This window comes from Streptomyces sp. NPDC051180 (genome assembly GCF_040689545.1).
GTDB lineage: Bacteria > Actinomycetota > Actinomycetes > Streptomycetales > Streptomycetaceae > Streptomyces.
On sequence record NZ_JBFBBC010000002.1, the window covers coordinates 256,317 to 269,121 of the forward strand.

14 protein-coding genes are annotated in these 12,805 nt (G+C 74.4%); 4 read left to right on the forward strand and 10 right to left on the reverse strand.

The window, feature by feature from the left end; genetic code table 11:
• The first annotated feature begins 141 nt into the window (after positions 1-141).
• Positions 142-1,035: a tyrosine-protein phosphatase gene (locus tag AB0424_RS04590; RefSeq protein ID WP_366302222.1), complete on the forward strand. Its 894-nt coding sequence runs from the start codon at positions 142-144 to the stop codon at positions 1,033-1,035.
• Here the strand turns inward: AB0424_RS04590 and AB0424_RS04595 are convergent.
• From AB0424_RS04595 to AB0424_RS04615, 5 genes are all read right to left on the reverse strand, one after another.
• Entirely contained in the window at positions 960-2,702 is a 1,743-nt protein-coding gene (locus tag AB0424_RS04595; protein WP_366302224.1) for a DEAD/DEAH box helicase, read from the reverse strand. The two genes, AB0424_RS04590 and AB0424_RS04595, sit on opposite strands and share 76 nt — an antisense overlap.
• Positions 2,703-3,035: 333 nt before the next feature.
• Entirely contained in the window at positions 3,036-4,193 is a 1,158-nt protein-coding gene (locus AB0424_RS04600) for an acetyl-CoA C-acetyltransferase (RefSeq protein WP_366302226.1), read from the reverse strand.
• Positions 4,194-4,211: 18 nt separating this feature from the next.
• The gene (locus AB0424_RS04605) at positions 4,212-4,844 is read right to left on the reverse strand and encodes a TetR/AcrR family transcriptional regulator (RefSeq protein WP_366302227.1); all 633 of its coding nucleotides are present in this window, start codon (positions 4,842-4,844) and stop codon (positions 4,212-4,214) included.
• A 15-nt stretch (positions 4,845-4,859) separates the two neighbouring features.
• Positions 4,860-5,651, reverse strand: a complete 792-nt coding sequence (locus tag AB0424_RS04610; protein WP_366302228.1) for an SDR family oxidoreductase — start codon at positions 5,649-5,651, stop codon at positions 4,860-4,862.
• Complete coding sequence (locus AB0424_RS04615) at positions 5,648-6,784, reverse strand: acyl-CoA dehydrogenase family protein (RefSeq protein ID WP_366302230.1); 1,137 nt, start codon at positions 6,782-6,784, stop codon at positions 5,648-5,650. The genes AB0424_RS04610 and AB0424_RS04615 overlap by 4 nt, the downstream gene beginning before the upstream one ends.
• 57 nt (positions 6,785-6,841) lie before the next feature.
• On the opposite strand from AB0424_RS04615, the gene AB0424_RS04620 reads away from it, so the two are divergent.
• Together AB0424_RS04620 and AB0424_RS04625 are read left to right on the forward strand one after the other, a co-directional pair.
• Positions 6,842-7,987 (forward strand): acyl-CoA dehydrogenase family protein, encoded by a 1,146-nt coding sequence (locus AB0424_RS04620; protein WP_366302232.1) that lies wholly within the window; start codon positions 6,842-6,844, stop codon positions 7,985-7,987.
• Positions 7,987-8,994: an acyl-CoA dehydrogenase family protein gene (locus tag AB0424_RS04625; protein ID WP_366302233.1), complete on the forward strand. Its 1,008-nt coding sequence runs from the start codon at positions 7,987-7,989 to the stop codon at positions 8,992-8,994. The genes AB0424_RS04620 and AB0424_RS04625 overlap by 1 nt, the downstream gene beginning before the upstream one ends.
• 39 nt (positions 8,995-9,033) lie before the next feature.
• Here AB0424_RS04625 and AB0424_RS04630 read toward each other — a convergent pair whose 3' ends face one another.
• From AB0424_RS04630 to AB0424_RS04640, 3 genes are all read right to left on the reverse strand, one after another.
• Complete coding sequence (locus tag AB0424_RS04630; protein ID WP_366302235.1) at positions 9,034-9,543, reverse strand: pyridoxamine 5'-phosphate oxidase family protein; 510 nt, start codon at positions 9,541-9,543, stop codon at positions 9,034-9,036.
• A gap of 114 nt (positions 9,544-9,657) precedes the next feature.
• Positions 9,658-10,038 carry a VOC family protein gene (locus tag AB0424_RS04635; protein ID WP_366302236.1) on the reverse strand — a complete coding sequence of 127 codons (381 nt, stop codon included), beginning with the start codon at positions 10,036-10,038 and terminating at the stop codon, positions 9,658-9,660.
• Between the two features lie 4 nt (positions 10,039-10,042).
• On the reverse strand, positions 10,043-10,459 hold the full coding sequence (locus AB0424_RS04640) for a MerR family transcriptional regulator (RefSeq protein ID WP_366302237.1): 417 nt from the start codon (positions 10,457-10,459) through the stop codon (positions 10,043-10,045).
• Positions 10,460-10,531: 72 nt separating this feature from the next.
• Between AB0424_RS04640 and AB0424_RS04645 the strand changes: the two genes are divergently transcribed.
• Positions 10,532-11,440, forward strand: coding sequence for an aldo/keto reductase (locus tag AB0424_RS04645; RefSeq protein WP_366302239.1), 909 nt, complete (start codon positions 10,532-10,534; stop codon positions 11,438-11,440).
• On the opposite strand, the gene AB0424_RS04650 is transcribed toward AB0424_RS04645, so the two are convergent.
• Both AB0424_RS04650 and AB0424_RS04655 read right to left on the reverse strand, forming a co-directional pair.
• On the reverse strand, positions 11,435-12,154 hold the full coding sequence (locus tag AB0424_RS04650) for a VWA domain-containing protein (RefSeq protein ID WP_366302240.1): 720 nt from the start codon (positions 12,152-12,154) through the stop codon (positions 11,435-11,437). The genes AB0424_RS04645 and AB0424_RS04650 overlap by 6 nt on opposite strands.
• Complete coding sequence (locus AB0424_RS04655) at positions 12,145-12,729, reverse strand: PadR family transcriptional regulator (RefSeq protein ID WP_366302242.1); 585 nt, start codon at positions 12,727-12,729, stop codon at positions 12,145-12,147. The genes AB0424_RS04650 and AB0424_RS04655 overlap by 10 nt, the downstream gene beginning before the upstream one ends.
• Between the last annotated feature and the right edge of the window lie 76 nt (positions 12,730-12,805).

The window sequence follows — 12,805 nt, forward strand, 5'->3', positions numbered from 1 at the left end:
CGCCGGTCCGGCCGGCACGCACCCCAGGACCCGATCCGAACGACGCCCCAGCCCCGCGGGCCCGTCCGCCCACGGCTGTGCCACCCGAGTCCGTCAGTCGTACGCCCCCGTACGTCCGTCAGTCCGAAAGGGAGTCCAGCCATGTCCCTGTCCCGACGCGCACTGCTCACCGCCACCGGCGCCACGCTGGTCCTGGGCGCCGCGCCGCCCGCACCCGCCCGTCCCCGGGCGGCGGACGCCATCCGCCGGATCCCGCTCCAGGGCGCGGTCAACGTCCGCGACCTCGGCGGCTACCGCACCTACGACGGGGCCCTGGTCCGGCACGGCCTCGCCTATCGGGGCGACCATCTGGGGAAGCTCACCGACGCCGACGTCACCGCCCTCGCCGGGCTCCGCCTCGGCACCGTGGTCGACCTGCGGATCCCGCTGGAGGTCGGGTACGACGGGGCCGACCGGCTGCCGGCCGGCCCGGTCCCGGTCGCCCGGCCCGTCACCGACCACGGCCTCTTCGGGCAGCTGCTCGCCGCGATCGGCTCGCGGGACCCGGTCCGGCAGGAGGAGATGCTGGGCGGCGGGCGGGCCGCCGCCTTCATGCGCGAGGTCTACCGCACCTTCGTCACCGAGGCGGCGAACCGGGCCGCCCTGGCGGCCACCCTGCGGGACCTGGCCGATCCGCGCCGGGGGCCGCTGCTCGTGCACTGCACCTCGGGCAAGGACCGCACCGGGTGGACGAGCTGGCTCCTGCTCACCCTGCTCGGGGTGCCCGAGGCCGCCGCCCGCGCGGACTACCTGGCCTCCAACACCTTCCGCGCCGCGTACGACGCGCGGCTGCGGGAGGGGTTGAAGCAGGGCGGGCTGATGCAGAACCCGGAGCTGATCGTGCCGCTCCAGGAGGTGCGGGCCGAGTACCTCGACACCGCCCTCGACCAGGTCCGCGCCTCGTACGGGAGCCTGTTCCGCTACGTGTCGGTCGGCCTCGGCCTGGAGCTGCGCGAGCTGGTCGCGCTGCGCGAACGGCTGGTGGCCGACGCCTGACGCCCGCCACGGCCCGCACCGGCACCCGTACCCGCGCCACGGCCCGCACCGGCACCCGTGCCCGCGCCGCGCCCGGCTCCCGCACCGGAGCCGGCGCCGCGGCCCGATCCGGTCCCGCGACCCGCGCCGGCCGTCGCCGTACGGCCCGCGCCGGACGCGGCGCGCCCGCCGCCGGACGTGGCGCCGTTCCCGCGGCCCGCGGCCGTGCCGGAGCCGGAGGGGCGTCCGGCGCCCGTCGCCGTACCACCGGATCCGCCGCGGCGGCGACGGCCGCCGCCGCTGCCCGCGGCCCCGGCCGGCTTGCGCGGCGGGGTCGGCTGCGGGGTCTCGATGACGACGGGGACGCCCGAGGGCTCCCGGGCGCCGGTGAGCTCGACGAGCTGCTCGTCGCTGGACTTGATCTGAGCCGTGCGCGGGCTGATCCCGGCGTTGGACATCAGCCGGCCCATGTCGCGCTTCTGCTCCGGCAGGACCAGGGTGAAGACGCTGCCCGACTCGCCGGCGCGGGCCGTGCGGCCGCCCCGGTGCAGGTAGTCCTTGTGGTCGATGGGCGGGTCGACGTTCACGACCATGTCGAGGTCGTCGACGTGGATGCCGCGGGCCGCCACGTTCGTCGCCACGAGCGTGGTGACCTGGCCGTTCTTGAACTGGTCGAGGGTCCGGTTGCGCTGCGGCTGCGAGCGGCCGCCGTGCAGGCCGGAGGCGCGCACGCCGTTGGCGAGGAGCCGCTTGACCAGCCGGTCCACCGAGCGCTTGGTGTCCATGAAGAGGATGGTGCGGCCGTCGCGGGCCGCGATCCGCAGCGTGACGGCCTTCTTGTCGGTCTCGTCGGCCACGTACAGGACGTGGTGCTCCATGGTCGTGACCGCGCCGGCGGACGGGTCGACGGAGTGCACGACCGGGTCGTCCAGGAACATCTTGACGAGCTTGTCGATGTTCCGGTCGAGGGTCGCCGAGAAGAGCAGCCGCTGGCCGCCCGGCTCGACCTGCTTGAGGACCTTCGTGACCTGCGGCAGGAAGCCCATGTCGGCCATCTGGTCGGCCTCGTCCAGGACGGTGATGGCGACCTGGTCGAGCCGGCAGTCGCCGCGCTCGATGAGGTCGTGCAGCCGGCCGGGGGTGGCGATGAGGACCTCGGCGCCGCGGCGCAGCGCGGAGGACTGCCGGGAGATCGACATGCCGCCGACGACGGTGGTGATCCGCAGCCGCAGGGCCCCGGCGTACGGGGTGAGGGCGTCGGTCACCTGCTGGGCGAGCTCACGGGTGGGCACCAGGACCAGCGCGAGGGGCGCGGTCGGCTCGGCGCGGCGGCCCGCGGTGCGGGCGAGCAGGGCGAGCCCGAAGGCGAGGGTCTTGCCGGAGCCGGTGCGGCCCCGGCCGAGCACGTCACGACCGGCCAGCGAGTTCGGCAGCGTCGCCGCCTGGATCGGGAACGGCTCCGTGACCCCCTGCTCGCCGAGGATCCGCAGCAGGCCCTCGGGCATGTCGAGGTCGGCGAAGGAGTCCACCGCGGGGAGCGCGGGCGTCACCGTCTCCGGCGGCGTGAACTCGCTCGGCGGCGGGGGCGCCGTGGGACGGCGGCCGCCGCGGGAGCCCTTCGGCTGCGACGTGGACTTCGCCTGGGTGCTGCGGGGGCTGCGCTTGTGGGGGCGCTCGGAGCGGGTCATGCGTGCCTTCCTGGCCGGTGCTCGCGGCACAGCCGGGGCCCGCACCTGCACGGTACGGGCCCCGGCTGCTCTACCCGGAACACGCGATACGGGCCCCGGCTGTCTCTCCCGGAACGCGCGAAACGCGTTCCGGAGGTCTCTACCGGAACAATAGTGCGCCTCAGGACCTTCCCGCCCCGCCCGCCCGATGCCCGGACGGATCAGACCAGCCCAGACCGGTCCGACGTGTGCCACTTCACAGTGCGGCCCCCGCTCACGGGCCCCCCTCGGCCGCCCCGGAGCCGTACGGGTCGTTCCGGAGCGTTCGGAACGACCCGTACGGCTCGGGGACTGTCAGAGCCGTTCGATGATCGTCACGTTCGCCTGGCCGCCGCCCTCGCACATGGTCTGGAGGCCGTAGCGGCCTCCGGTGCGTTCGAGTGCGTGGAGGAGGGTGGTCATCAGTTTGGCGCCGGTGGCGCCGAGGGGGTGGCCGAGGGCGATGGCGCCCCCGTTGACGTTGACGCGGGCGGGGTCGGCGCCGGTCTCCTTGAGCCAGGCGAGGACGACCGGGGCGAATGCCTCGTTGATCTCGACGAGGTCGATGTCGTCGATGGTCAGGCCGGTCTTCTTGAGGGCGTGGGCGGTCGCGGGTATCGGCGCGGAGAGCATCCGGATGGGGTCCTCGCCGCGGGCGGAGAGGTGGTGGACGCGGGCCCGGGGGGTGAGCCCGTGCTCGCGTACGGCCCGCTCGCTCGCGAGGAGGAGGGCGGCGGCGCCGTCGGAGACCTGGGAGGAGCAGGCTGCGGTGATGGTGCCGCCCTCGACGACCGGCCGTAGCCCGGCCATCTTCTCCGCGCTGGTGTCGCGGCGCGGCCCCTCGTCGACGGCGACGTGGCCGTGGGCGACGGTCTCCCGGGTGAAGCGGCCCTCGTCGATCGCGCGGAGCGCGCGCCGGTGCGAGCGGAGGGCGAACTCCTCCTGGTCGCTCCGGGTGATCCGCCACTTCTCGGCGATCAGCTCGGCGCCGTGGAACTGGTTGACCGGCGCGTCGCCGTACCGGGCCCGCCAGCCCTCGCTGCCGTGGAAGGGCCCGCCGGTGAGGCCGAGGGGTTCGGCGGCCTGCCGGGAGGCGAAGGCGATGGGGATCATCGACATGTTCTGCACGCCGCCGGCGACGACGAGGTCCTGGGTGCCGGACATGACCGCCTGGGCCGCGAAGTGGACGGCCTGCTGGGAGGAGCCGCACTGGCGGTCGACGGTGACGCCGGGGACCTCCTCGGGGAGACCCGCGGCCAGCCACGCCGTACGGGCGATGTCGCCGGCCTGGGGCCCGACCGTGTCGAGGCAGCCGAGGACGACGTCGTCGACGGCGGCCGGGTCGATCCCCGAGCGGGCGACGAGGGCCGCCAGGACGTGGGCGCCGAGGTCCGCCGGGTGGACGGCCGCGAGGCCGCCCCCTCGGCGGCCCACGGGCGTGCGGACCGCTTCGACGATGTATGCCTCGGGCATGGCGACTCCTCCGGTCGGTCAGGTGGGACGTACGGCGATCCCGTCCAGGACCATCGACAGGTACTGGCGGGCGATCTCCTCGGGGCGGTGCAGTCCGCCGGGCCGGTACCAGGACGCGGCGACCCAGACGGTGTCGCGGACGAAGCGGTAGGTGAGGCGGACGTCGAGGTCGGCGCGGAAGACCCCGGCGGCGACCCCGCGCTCCAGCGTCCCGAGCCATGCCGTCTCGAACGTGCGCTGCGAGTCGGCGAGGTAACGGAAGCGGGGCTGGTCGGCCAGGTGCCGGGACTCCTTCTGGTAGATGGCGACGGCGGCGCGGTGCCGGTCGATCTCGCGGAAGGACTCGGTGACGAGGGCCTCGATGGTCTCGCGGGGGCCGAGGGCGGCGTCGAGGACGGCGTCGTACCCCTCCCACAGCTCGTTCAGGAAGGTGGAGAGGATCTCGTCGAGCATCGACTCCTTGGAGTCGAAGTGGTAGTAGAGGCTGCCGGCGAGCATGCCGGCGGCGTCCGCGATCTTGCGGACCGTGGTGGCGTTGTACCCCTGGGCGGCGAACACCTCGGCCGCCGTGTCGAGGAGTTCACGGCGCCGCTCGGGCGCGGCGCTCACCTGGGTCTTCTTCGGGCTGGCGGTCTGGGGATTCTTCGGCACGCGTCCATTCTGGTCCTAGGCGCGTTGGCTGCTGACCGACACGGTCTCGCCGGTCATGTACGAGGAGTAGTCGCCGGCGAGGAAGACGATGACGTTGGCGATCTCCCAGGGTTCGGCGTAGCGGCCGAATGCCTCGCGGGCGGTGAGTTCGTCGAGGAGTTCGGTGGTGGTGACCTTGGCCAGGTGGGGGTGCATGGCGAGGGAGGGCGAGACGGCGTTGACGCGGACGCCGTAGGCGGCGGCCTCGACGGCGGCGCAGCGGGTGAGGGCCATGACGCCGGCCTTGGCGGCGGCGTAGTGGGCCTGTCCGGCCTGGGCGCGCCAGCCGACGACGGAGGCGTTGTTGACGACGACGCCTCCGGTGCCGGAGTCCCGGAAGCGGCGCAGGGCGGCGCGCGTGCAGCGGAAGGTGCCGCCCAGGGTGACGTCGAGGACGCGGTCCCACTGCGCGTCGGTCATGTCGGCGAGTGCGGCGGTGCCGCCGAGTCCGGCGTTGTTGACGACGATGTCGAGGCGGCCGTGGAGGCGTTCGGCGGTGTCGTACAGCTCCTGCACCTGGCTCTCGTCGGTGACGTCGCAGGGCTGGGAGGCGACGGCGTCGGCGCCGAACTCGGCGGCGAGGGCGGTCGCGGTCTCCTTGAGGCGGCGGGTGTGGGCGTCGCTGACGAGGACGTGGGCGCCCTCCTCCAGGAAGCGGCGGGCGGTGGCACCGCCGATGCCGGCTCCGGCGGCGGCGGTGACGACGGCGGTGCGGCCGGCCAGGAGGGCGTGGCCGGGGACGTAGGGGGGCGGCGGGGTCCGGGTCATGGGCGCGGCTCCTTCGGGAGGCCGAGCACCCGCTCGGCGATGATGTTCCGCTGGATCTCGCTGGACCCGGCGTAGACGGTGTCGGCGCGGGAGAAGAGGAACAGCCGCTGCCAGTCGTCGAGTTCGTACGGCGCGCCGGCGGCGAGGGTGCCGGCGGGGCCGCGGACCTCCAGGGCGAGTTCGCCGAGGTCGCGGTGCCAGTGGGACCAGTACAGCTTGGCGGCGGAGGGGTCGGTGCCGCGCAGGGCTCCCGCGCGCATGGCTTCGAGGCCGGTCCAGGCGCGGGTGAGGCGGTCGCGGATGTCGGGGTCGGCGGCGGCCCCGTTGGCGCGGGCGAGGGCGACGAGCGCCTGGAGTTCGCGGCGGAAGCCGACCTGCTGGCCGAGGGTGGAGACGCCCCGTTCGTAGCCGAGGGTGGCCATGGCGATCCGCCAGCCGTCGCCGGGCGCGCCGACGACGTGGGCCGCGTCCGTGGTGGCGCCGTCGAAGAAGACCTCGTTGAACTCGCTGGTGCCGGTGAGCTGGACGATGGGCCGGATGTCGACGCCGGGTCCGTCGAGCGGGACGAGGAGGTAGGAGAGCCCGGCGTGGCGCCGTGAGCCCGGCTCCGTCCGGGCGAGGACGAAGCACCACTGGGACTCGTGGGCGAGGGAGGTCCAGATCTTCTGACCGTCCACCACCCACCGGTCTCCCCGGAGGGTGGCGCGGGTGCGGACGGCGGCGAGGTCGGAGCCGGCGCCGGGTTCGCTGTAGCCCTGGCACCAGAGCTCCTCCACGGCGCGGATCGGGGGGAGGAAGCGGGCCTTCTGCTCCTCGGTGCCGTGGTCGACGAGGGTGGGGCCGAGGAGCTGTTCGCCGATGTGGTTGACGCGGGCGGGGGCGTCGGCGAGGGCGTACTCCTCGTGGAAGGCGATCTGCTCCTCGACGCTCGCGCCGCGGCCGCCGTACTCCTTCGGCCAGCCGACGCAGGTCCAGCCGTGGGCGGCCATGTGCCGTTCCCAGGCGAGGCGTTCGGCGAAGTCCTCGTGTTCGCGGCCGGGTCCGCCGCGGCCCTTGAGGGCGGCGAAGGAGCCGCTGAGGTGGGTCTTCAGCCAGCCCCGTATCTCGGCCCGGAACTCCTCGACGCTGCTCATGGCCGTACGTTAACCTACCAAACACTTGTTAGGGAACGGGCGAGGGCGGGGTGACCGATGGATCTCTCGTACACACGGACCGAGGAGACCTTCCGGGCGGAGGCGCGCGCCTGGCTGCGCGCCCACGTCCCCCCGGTTCCGCTGCCCTCCCTGGAGACCGCCGAGGGCTTCGCCGCCCATCGCGCCTGGGAGGCCGAACTCGCCGCCGACCGCTGGTCGGTGGTCTCCTGGCCCGAGCCGTACGGCGGCCGGGGCGTCGACCTCGCCCGCTGGCTGGTCTTCGAGGAGGAGTACTGGGCGGCCGGCGCCCCCGGCCGGGTCTCGCAGAACGGCATCCAGCTCCTCGCCCCCACCCTCTTCGACCACGGCACCGAGGAGCAGCGGGCCCGTGTCCTGCCCTCGATGGCGACCGGCGCGACGGTCTGGGCGCAGGCGTGGTCCGAGCCCGAGGCCGGCTCCGACCTGGCCTCCCTCACCTCCCGGGCGGTGCGGACGGACGGCGGCTGGCTGCTGTCCGGGCAGAAGACCTGGTCCTCCCGGGCCGCCTTCGCCGACCGCGCCTTCGGCATCTTCCGCAGCGACCCGGCGGCCGACCGGCCCCACCGCGGCCTCACCTACCTCATGTTCGACCTGCGCGCGCCCGGCGTGACCGTCCGGCCGATCGGCCGGCTCGACGGCAAGCCGGCCTTCGCCGAACTCTTCCTGGACGAGGTCTTCGTCCCCGACGAGGACGTGATCGGCGAGCCGGGACAGGGCTGGCGGATCGCCATGTCCACCACCGGCAACGAACGCGGGCTGATGCTCCGCTCCCCCGGCCGGTTCCTCGCCGCCGCCGACCGGCTCGTACGGCTCTGGCGGAGCGAGGCCGACCCCGGGGACACCGCGCTGCGCGACCGGGTGGCCGACGCGGTCATCGGGGCCCGCGCGTACCGCCTCTTCACGGCGGGCGCCGCGGCCCGCCTCGCGGCCGGCACCCCCTCGGGGGCCGAGTCCAGCCTCAACAAGGTCTTCTGGTCGGAGTACGACCTCGCCCTGCACGAGACCGCGCTCGACCTCCTCGGCGCCGACGGCGAGCTGACGGACACCGACTGGGCCGAGGGGTACGTCTTCTCCCTCGCGGGCCCCCTCTACGCGGGCACCAACGAGATCCAGCGCGACATCATCGCCGAGCGGCTGCTCGGCCTGCCGAAGGGCCGCCGCTGATGAGCTTCCTGCCCACCGCCGAGCAGCGGGCCTTCGCCGGCTCCCTCGACGCCATGCTCACCGCCGCGGACGCCCCGGCGGCCGCCCGGGCCTGGGCCGGCGGCGACGCCGCCCCGGGCCGGGCCGTGTGGGGGCGGCTCGCGGAGGCGGGCGTCTTCGCGCTCGCCGCCCCCGAGGGGTACGACGGGCTCGGCCCCCTGCCCGTCGAACTCGCCCACGCCTTCGTCGCCCTGGGCCGCCACGCGGTGCCCGGCCCCCTGGTCGAGACCGTCGCGGCCGCCGCGCTGCTCACCGAGCTCGCCCGTCTCGGCGACGAGGATCCCGCGAAACGCCTGCTCCCCGCCCTCGCCTCCGGCGCCACCACGGCCACCCTGGCGCTCGCCGAGTCCCCGGCACCCGCCGGCCGGCCCGCCGTGCCGCGCGCTCTCGACGCCGACCGCGCCGACGTCGTCCTCGTCGTCCGCGGCGACGGGCTGTGGCAGGCGCCGGGTCACGGCCCCGTGCGCGTCTCCGCCGACCCCGCCCGACGCCTGGCCCGCCCCGCGCCCGGTGGCGACCTCCTCGCCGCCGGCCCGACCGTGGCCGCGGCGGCCGCGCACGCCCGTCGCTGGGCCATGCTCGCGACCGCCGCCCAGTCCCTCGGTGTCGGCCTCGCCCTCCTCGACGCCACCGTCGCCCACGCCCGCAGCCGCAGCCAGTTCGGCACCCCCGTCGGCGCCTTCCAGGCCGTCAAGCACCGCCTCGCCGACACGCTCCTCGGTCTCGAGTTCGCCCGCCCCCTCCTCTTCGGCGCCGCCCTCACCCTCACGGACCCCGACCTCGCCGCCGCCAAGGTGGCCACCGGCGAGGCCGCCTACGCCGCCGCCCGCACCGCCCTCCAGATCCACGGCGCCGTCGGCTACACCGACGAACTCCCCCTCGCCCTCTGGCTCCGCAAGGCCCGCCCCCTCCGCGACGCCTGGGGCGCCCCTGACCACTGCCGGGCCATGGTGCTCGCGGAGGGCTGACCCCGGGTCCGCGCCCGGGTTCCGCCTGCCGCGCCGCGCTCACGGGTCCCGGCGCGGCGGGCTGTCGTCGTTGCCGCGCCGGATCGTCCGCGTCGGCCGGCCGGGGGCCCAGGTCCGGAAGACGATCTCCTCGCCCTCCACCCAGGTCCGCACCACCTCGGCCGGCTCCGCCCGGAAGAGGTGGAACGGCTGCGGCGCGCCCGCCTCCTCGACGTACCGCGCGACCGTCTCCGGGTCGGTGACCTCGACCGCCCGCCCGGAGACCCGGACGTCGCCGCCTCCCATGTCGGTCCCCGGGCCGGGGTTGGCCATCAGCGCGAACCGGGCGTCCCGCCGCAGGTCCAGGGCCTTCCGCGAGTTCGGCATCATGCCGAACCACAGCTCGCCGAAGCGGAAGTCCGCCTCGATGCCGCTGAGCCGCGGCGAACCGTCCTTCCGGACCGTGGCCAGGGCATGGTGCGTGTGCTGCCCGAACCTCTCCCGCACGACCGCGGCGAAGTCGGGCTCGGCGGCCTCGAAGGCCGCCCAGGTGTATCCGGTGTCTCCCATCCGTCCAGGAAACACCGGATACCCGACAGCTCCTGTCCGGATTACTCCGGACGCCCGACGGACGACACGTCCGCGCCGGGCCTCCGCCGCCGGCGGCGCCCGGCGGCGGGGCGATCACGCGGTCGCGGCGCGCTCCGCCTTGCTGCGCTCGACGCAGAACTCGTTGCCCTCGGGGTCGCCAAGGGTGGCCCAGCCGGTGCCATCGGCGTTGCGGCGGTCGTCGAGGAGGGTGGCGCCGAGGGCGAGGAGGCGGTCGATCTCCTCGTCGCGGGTGCGGTCCTGGGGCTGGAGGTCGAGGTGGACGCGGTTCTTCACGGCCTTGGATTCGGGGACCTGGATGAAGAGGAGGGAGGCGCCGGGCGACACGACCGTCGCCTCCGGGTCGCCGGGGAAGTCGTCCTCGGCGAGCTCCGCGTCCAGGGCCTCGGCCCAGAAGGTCGCGAGGGCGTGGGCGTCGGCGCAGTCGATGGTCACGTGGCGTACGAGAGAACTCATGGCGTCATGATCGGCCCCGCGCCCGCGCGGGGGCCACCGGATTGCGGGCCACCGACCCTCCCTCGGTGGCCGGTTGTCGGCCCTCCGTGGCGGCCACGAGCGCGGCGAGGGAGGAGCGGGTGCCCTCCAGGTCGTGGATCTGCTCGTCGAGGGCGTCGAGCCGCGCGACCAGCAGGGGGCTGAGGCAGGGCTCGATCTCGGCCTCGCTGCCGCAGACGCAGTCCAGGACCTCGGAGATGACGCGCGTCGGCAGCCCCGCGGCGAGCAGGGCGCGGATGCGGCGGACGACCGCGGGGGCGTCGGGGCCGTAGACCCGCTGGCCGCCCGGCGTGCGGGCGGCGTCGAGGAGGCCCTGCTCCTCGTAGTAGCGCAGGAGCCGCACGCTCACTCCGGTCGCCTGCGCCAGTTCACCGATCTTCACTGTGTGACCCCCCTCACATGTGCCCGTGTGCGCTTGAAGCTCACATCCATGTCAGCTCCTACGGTTCCGGGCATGAGACACGACACGAAGTCCCCGGACACGACGATATTCCAGCTCGGCGGCGACCTCCCGGTCCGACGTGTCGGGTACGGCACGATGCGACTCGCCGACGCCCCCGGCGACCCGACCGGGCCCGAGGCGCCGATCTGGACGGCCCCGGCCGACCGCGCCGCGGCGGTGGCGCTGCTCCGGACGGCGGCCGAGGCGGGCGTGACGCTCTTCGACACGGCCGACGCCTACGCCCTGGGGGCGGGTGAGGAACTGCTCGCCGAGGCCCTGGCGCCGTACCGCGACGAGATCGCGGTGGCCACCAAGGTCGGCGTGGTCCGGCCCTCCCCCACCGAGTGGGTGCCGCTCGGCCATCCCGCCTATCTGCGCCAGCAGGCCGAGCTGAGCCTGCGCCGCCTGCGCACCGACCGCATCGACCTCCTCTACCTGCACCGCCTCGACGAGAACGTCCCGGTCGCCGAGCAGATCGGTGCCCTGAAGCGCCTTCAGGAGGAGGGCAAGGTCCGGCACATCGGCCTCTCGGAGGTGACCGTCGCCCAGCTGGAGGAGGCCGAGGCCGCCGCGCCGATCGCGGCCGTGCAGAACCTGTACAACCTGGCGACCCGCGCCCACGAGGCGGTGGTCGAGCACACCGCCGGGCGCGGGATCGCGTTCGTGCCCTTCTTCCCGGTCGCCATGGGCGGGCACGCGGGTCCCGACGGGCCCGTGGCCCGGGTCGCCCGCGAGGTCGGCGCCACCCCGTCGCAGACGGCCCTGGCCTGGCTGCTGCACCGGTCCCCGCACATCCTGCCCATCCCGGGCACGTCCTCGGCGGCCCACCTGGTGGAGAACCTGGGCGCGCTCGACGTCACCCTCACCGAGGAGCAGTTCGCGCGCCTCGGCGAGGAGGTGGGTGCGGGCTCGGGTTCATGACCGGACGATGCCCCGGGCCCGGGCCGCCGCGAGCCATGTGGGGAACTCGGCGACGATCCTGTCGTACAGCTCCGCGTCCGGGACCCGGCTCGGGTCCTGACCCGCGTGGAAGAACCCCGCGTTGTCGACCGGCCGCTTCCCCGGCACGTCCAGCTCGTCGAGCTTGCGCAGGAACTCGAACTGCCGGCTCGCCGGGTCCCCGAAGCCGATGAACTGCCAGAAGATCGGCAGCCGCGCCGCCTTGCACACGTAGCGTTCCGCCGCCGGCTTGTTGATCGGGCCGCCGTCGGTCTGGAAGACGACGAGCGCGGGCGCGGTCGAGCCGCTGTCCAGGTAGTGGTCGATGACGGCGTCCATCGCGAGGTGGTAGCTCGTCTTGCCCATGTGCCCCAGGCCCGCCACGATCCGGTCGATCCGCCCCGCGTGGTCGTCCAGCCGGATGTCCGTCTCCGCGTCGATGTCGGTCGAGAAGAACACCACCGGCACCCGTCCGTCGTCGTCGAAGTGCGCCGACAGTCCCAGCACCCGGTCGGCCAGGGCCTGCACGCTGCCGTCGGCGTAGTAGGGCTTCATCGACCCCGAGTAGTCCACGACCAGGTAGACGGCGACCCGCTGCCCGCTCATCCCGTGCCGCCGGACCGAGTCCCCGGCCGACTTGTACAGGTTGACGAGCGCGGGCGCGGTCTCCTCGACCTTCTGCAGGCTCAGTGCCATGGGCGCTTCCCTTCCCCTTCCTCGATGTCCGCGAGCATGGCGTCGGCCAGATCGCGTTCGGCCGCGTAGTACCTCTCGGCCCAGGTCAGGGCGAGCCGGGGGTACGCCCACGCCTCGTCGGCCGCCGCGTCCGCGACGTCCGCCTCGGCGCGCAGCCTCATGGTCTCGGCGTACTCCCGGTGTCCGGCCAGGATCTCCCGCATCCGGTCGGGTTCGAGGAGGTGGCCGAGCCAGAGCCGCAGCATGGGCCCGTGCTTCAGGACCGGGGGGTCGAGCGGCGCGTTGCGGGCCCAGGCGCGGACGGCGGCGAGGCCGTCGTCGGTGACGCGGTAGACGCGCTTGTCGCGGGCGCCGGCCTCGGGGGCGACGAGGCGCGAGGTCGCGTAGCCGCGGGTCTCCAGCCGCTTCAGCTCGCTGTAGACCTGACTGAAGGAAGGGCTCCAGTAGAAGAGGCCGAGCGACCGGTCCGCCCACTTCTTGACGTCGTAGCCCGACAACTCCCGTCCGAACGAAAGCAGTCCGAGCACCGCCCAGCTGGTCGCGGGAAGGTCCGGCACGGTCTCGTCGTCCACCACGGAGGGAAGTCTACGGGCCTTCCCTCCTCACTTTATGCCTGCTAGAAGTATTTCGATTAGGCATATCCGCCTGAGC

Excerpts from the sequence above, each read along its gene's own strand:
- AB0424_RS04590 (WP_366302222.1), top strand. The coding sequence starts at position 142 with ATGTCCCTGTCCCGACGCGCACTGCTCACCGCCACCGGCGCCACGCTG.
- AB0424_RS04595 (WP_366302224.1), bottom strand. The coding sequence starts at position 2,702 with ATGACCCGCTCCGAGCGCCCCCACAAGCGCAGCCCCCGCAGCACCCAG.
- AB0424_RS04600 (WP_366302226.1), bottom strand. The coding sequence starts at position 4,193 with ATGCCCGAGGCATACATCGTCGAAGCGGTCCGCACGCCCGTGGGCCGC.
- AB0424_RS04610 (WP_366302228.1), bottom strand. The coding sequence starts at position 5,651 with ATGACCCGGACCCCGCCGCCCCCCTACGTCCCCGGCCACGCCCTCCTG.
- AB0424_RS04615 (WP_366302230.1), bottom strand. The coding sequence starts at position 6,784 with ATGAGCAGCGTCGAGGAGTTCCGGGCCGAGATACGGGGCTGGCTGAAG.
- AB0424_RS04620 (WP_366302232.1), top strand. The coding sequence starts at position 6,842 with ATGGATCTCTCGTACACACGGACCGAGGAGACCTTCCGGGCGGAGGCG.
- AB0424_RS04625 (WP_366302233.1), top strand. The coding sequence starts at position 7,987 with ATGAGCTTCCTGCCCACCGCCGAGCAGCGGGCCTTCGCCGGCTCCCTC.
- AB0424_RS04630 (WP_366302235.1), bottom strand. The coding sequence starts at position 9,543 with ATGGGAGACACCGGATACACCTGGGCGGCCTTCGAGGCCGCCGAGCCC.
- AB0424_RS04635 (WP_366302236.1), bottom strand. The coding sequence starts at position 10,038 with ATGAGTTCTCTCGTACGCCACGTGACCATCGACTGCGCCGACGCCCAC.
- AB0424_RS04645 (WP_366302239.1), top strand. The coding sequence starts at position 10,532 with ATGAGACACGACACGAAGTCCCCGGACACGACGATATTCCAGCTCGGC.
- AB0424_RS04650 (WP_366302240.1), bottom strand. The coding sequence starts at position 12,154 with ATGGCACTGAGCCTGCAGAAGGTCGAGGAGACCGCGCCCGCGCTCGTC.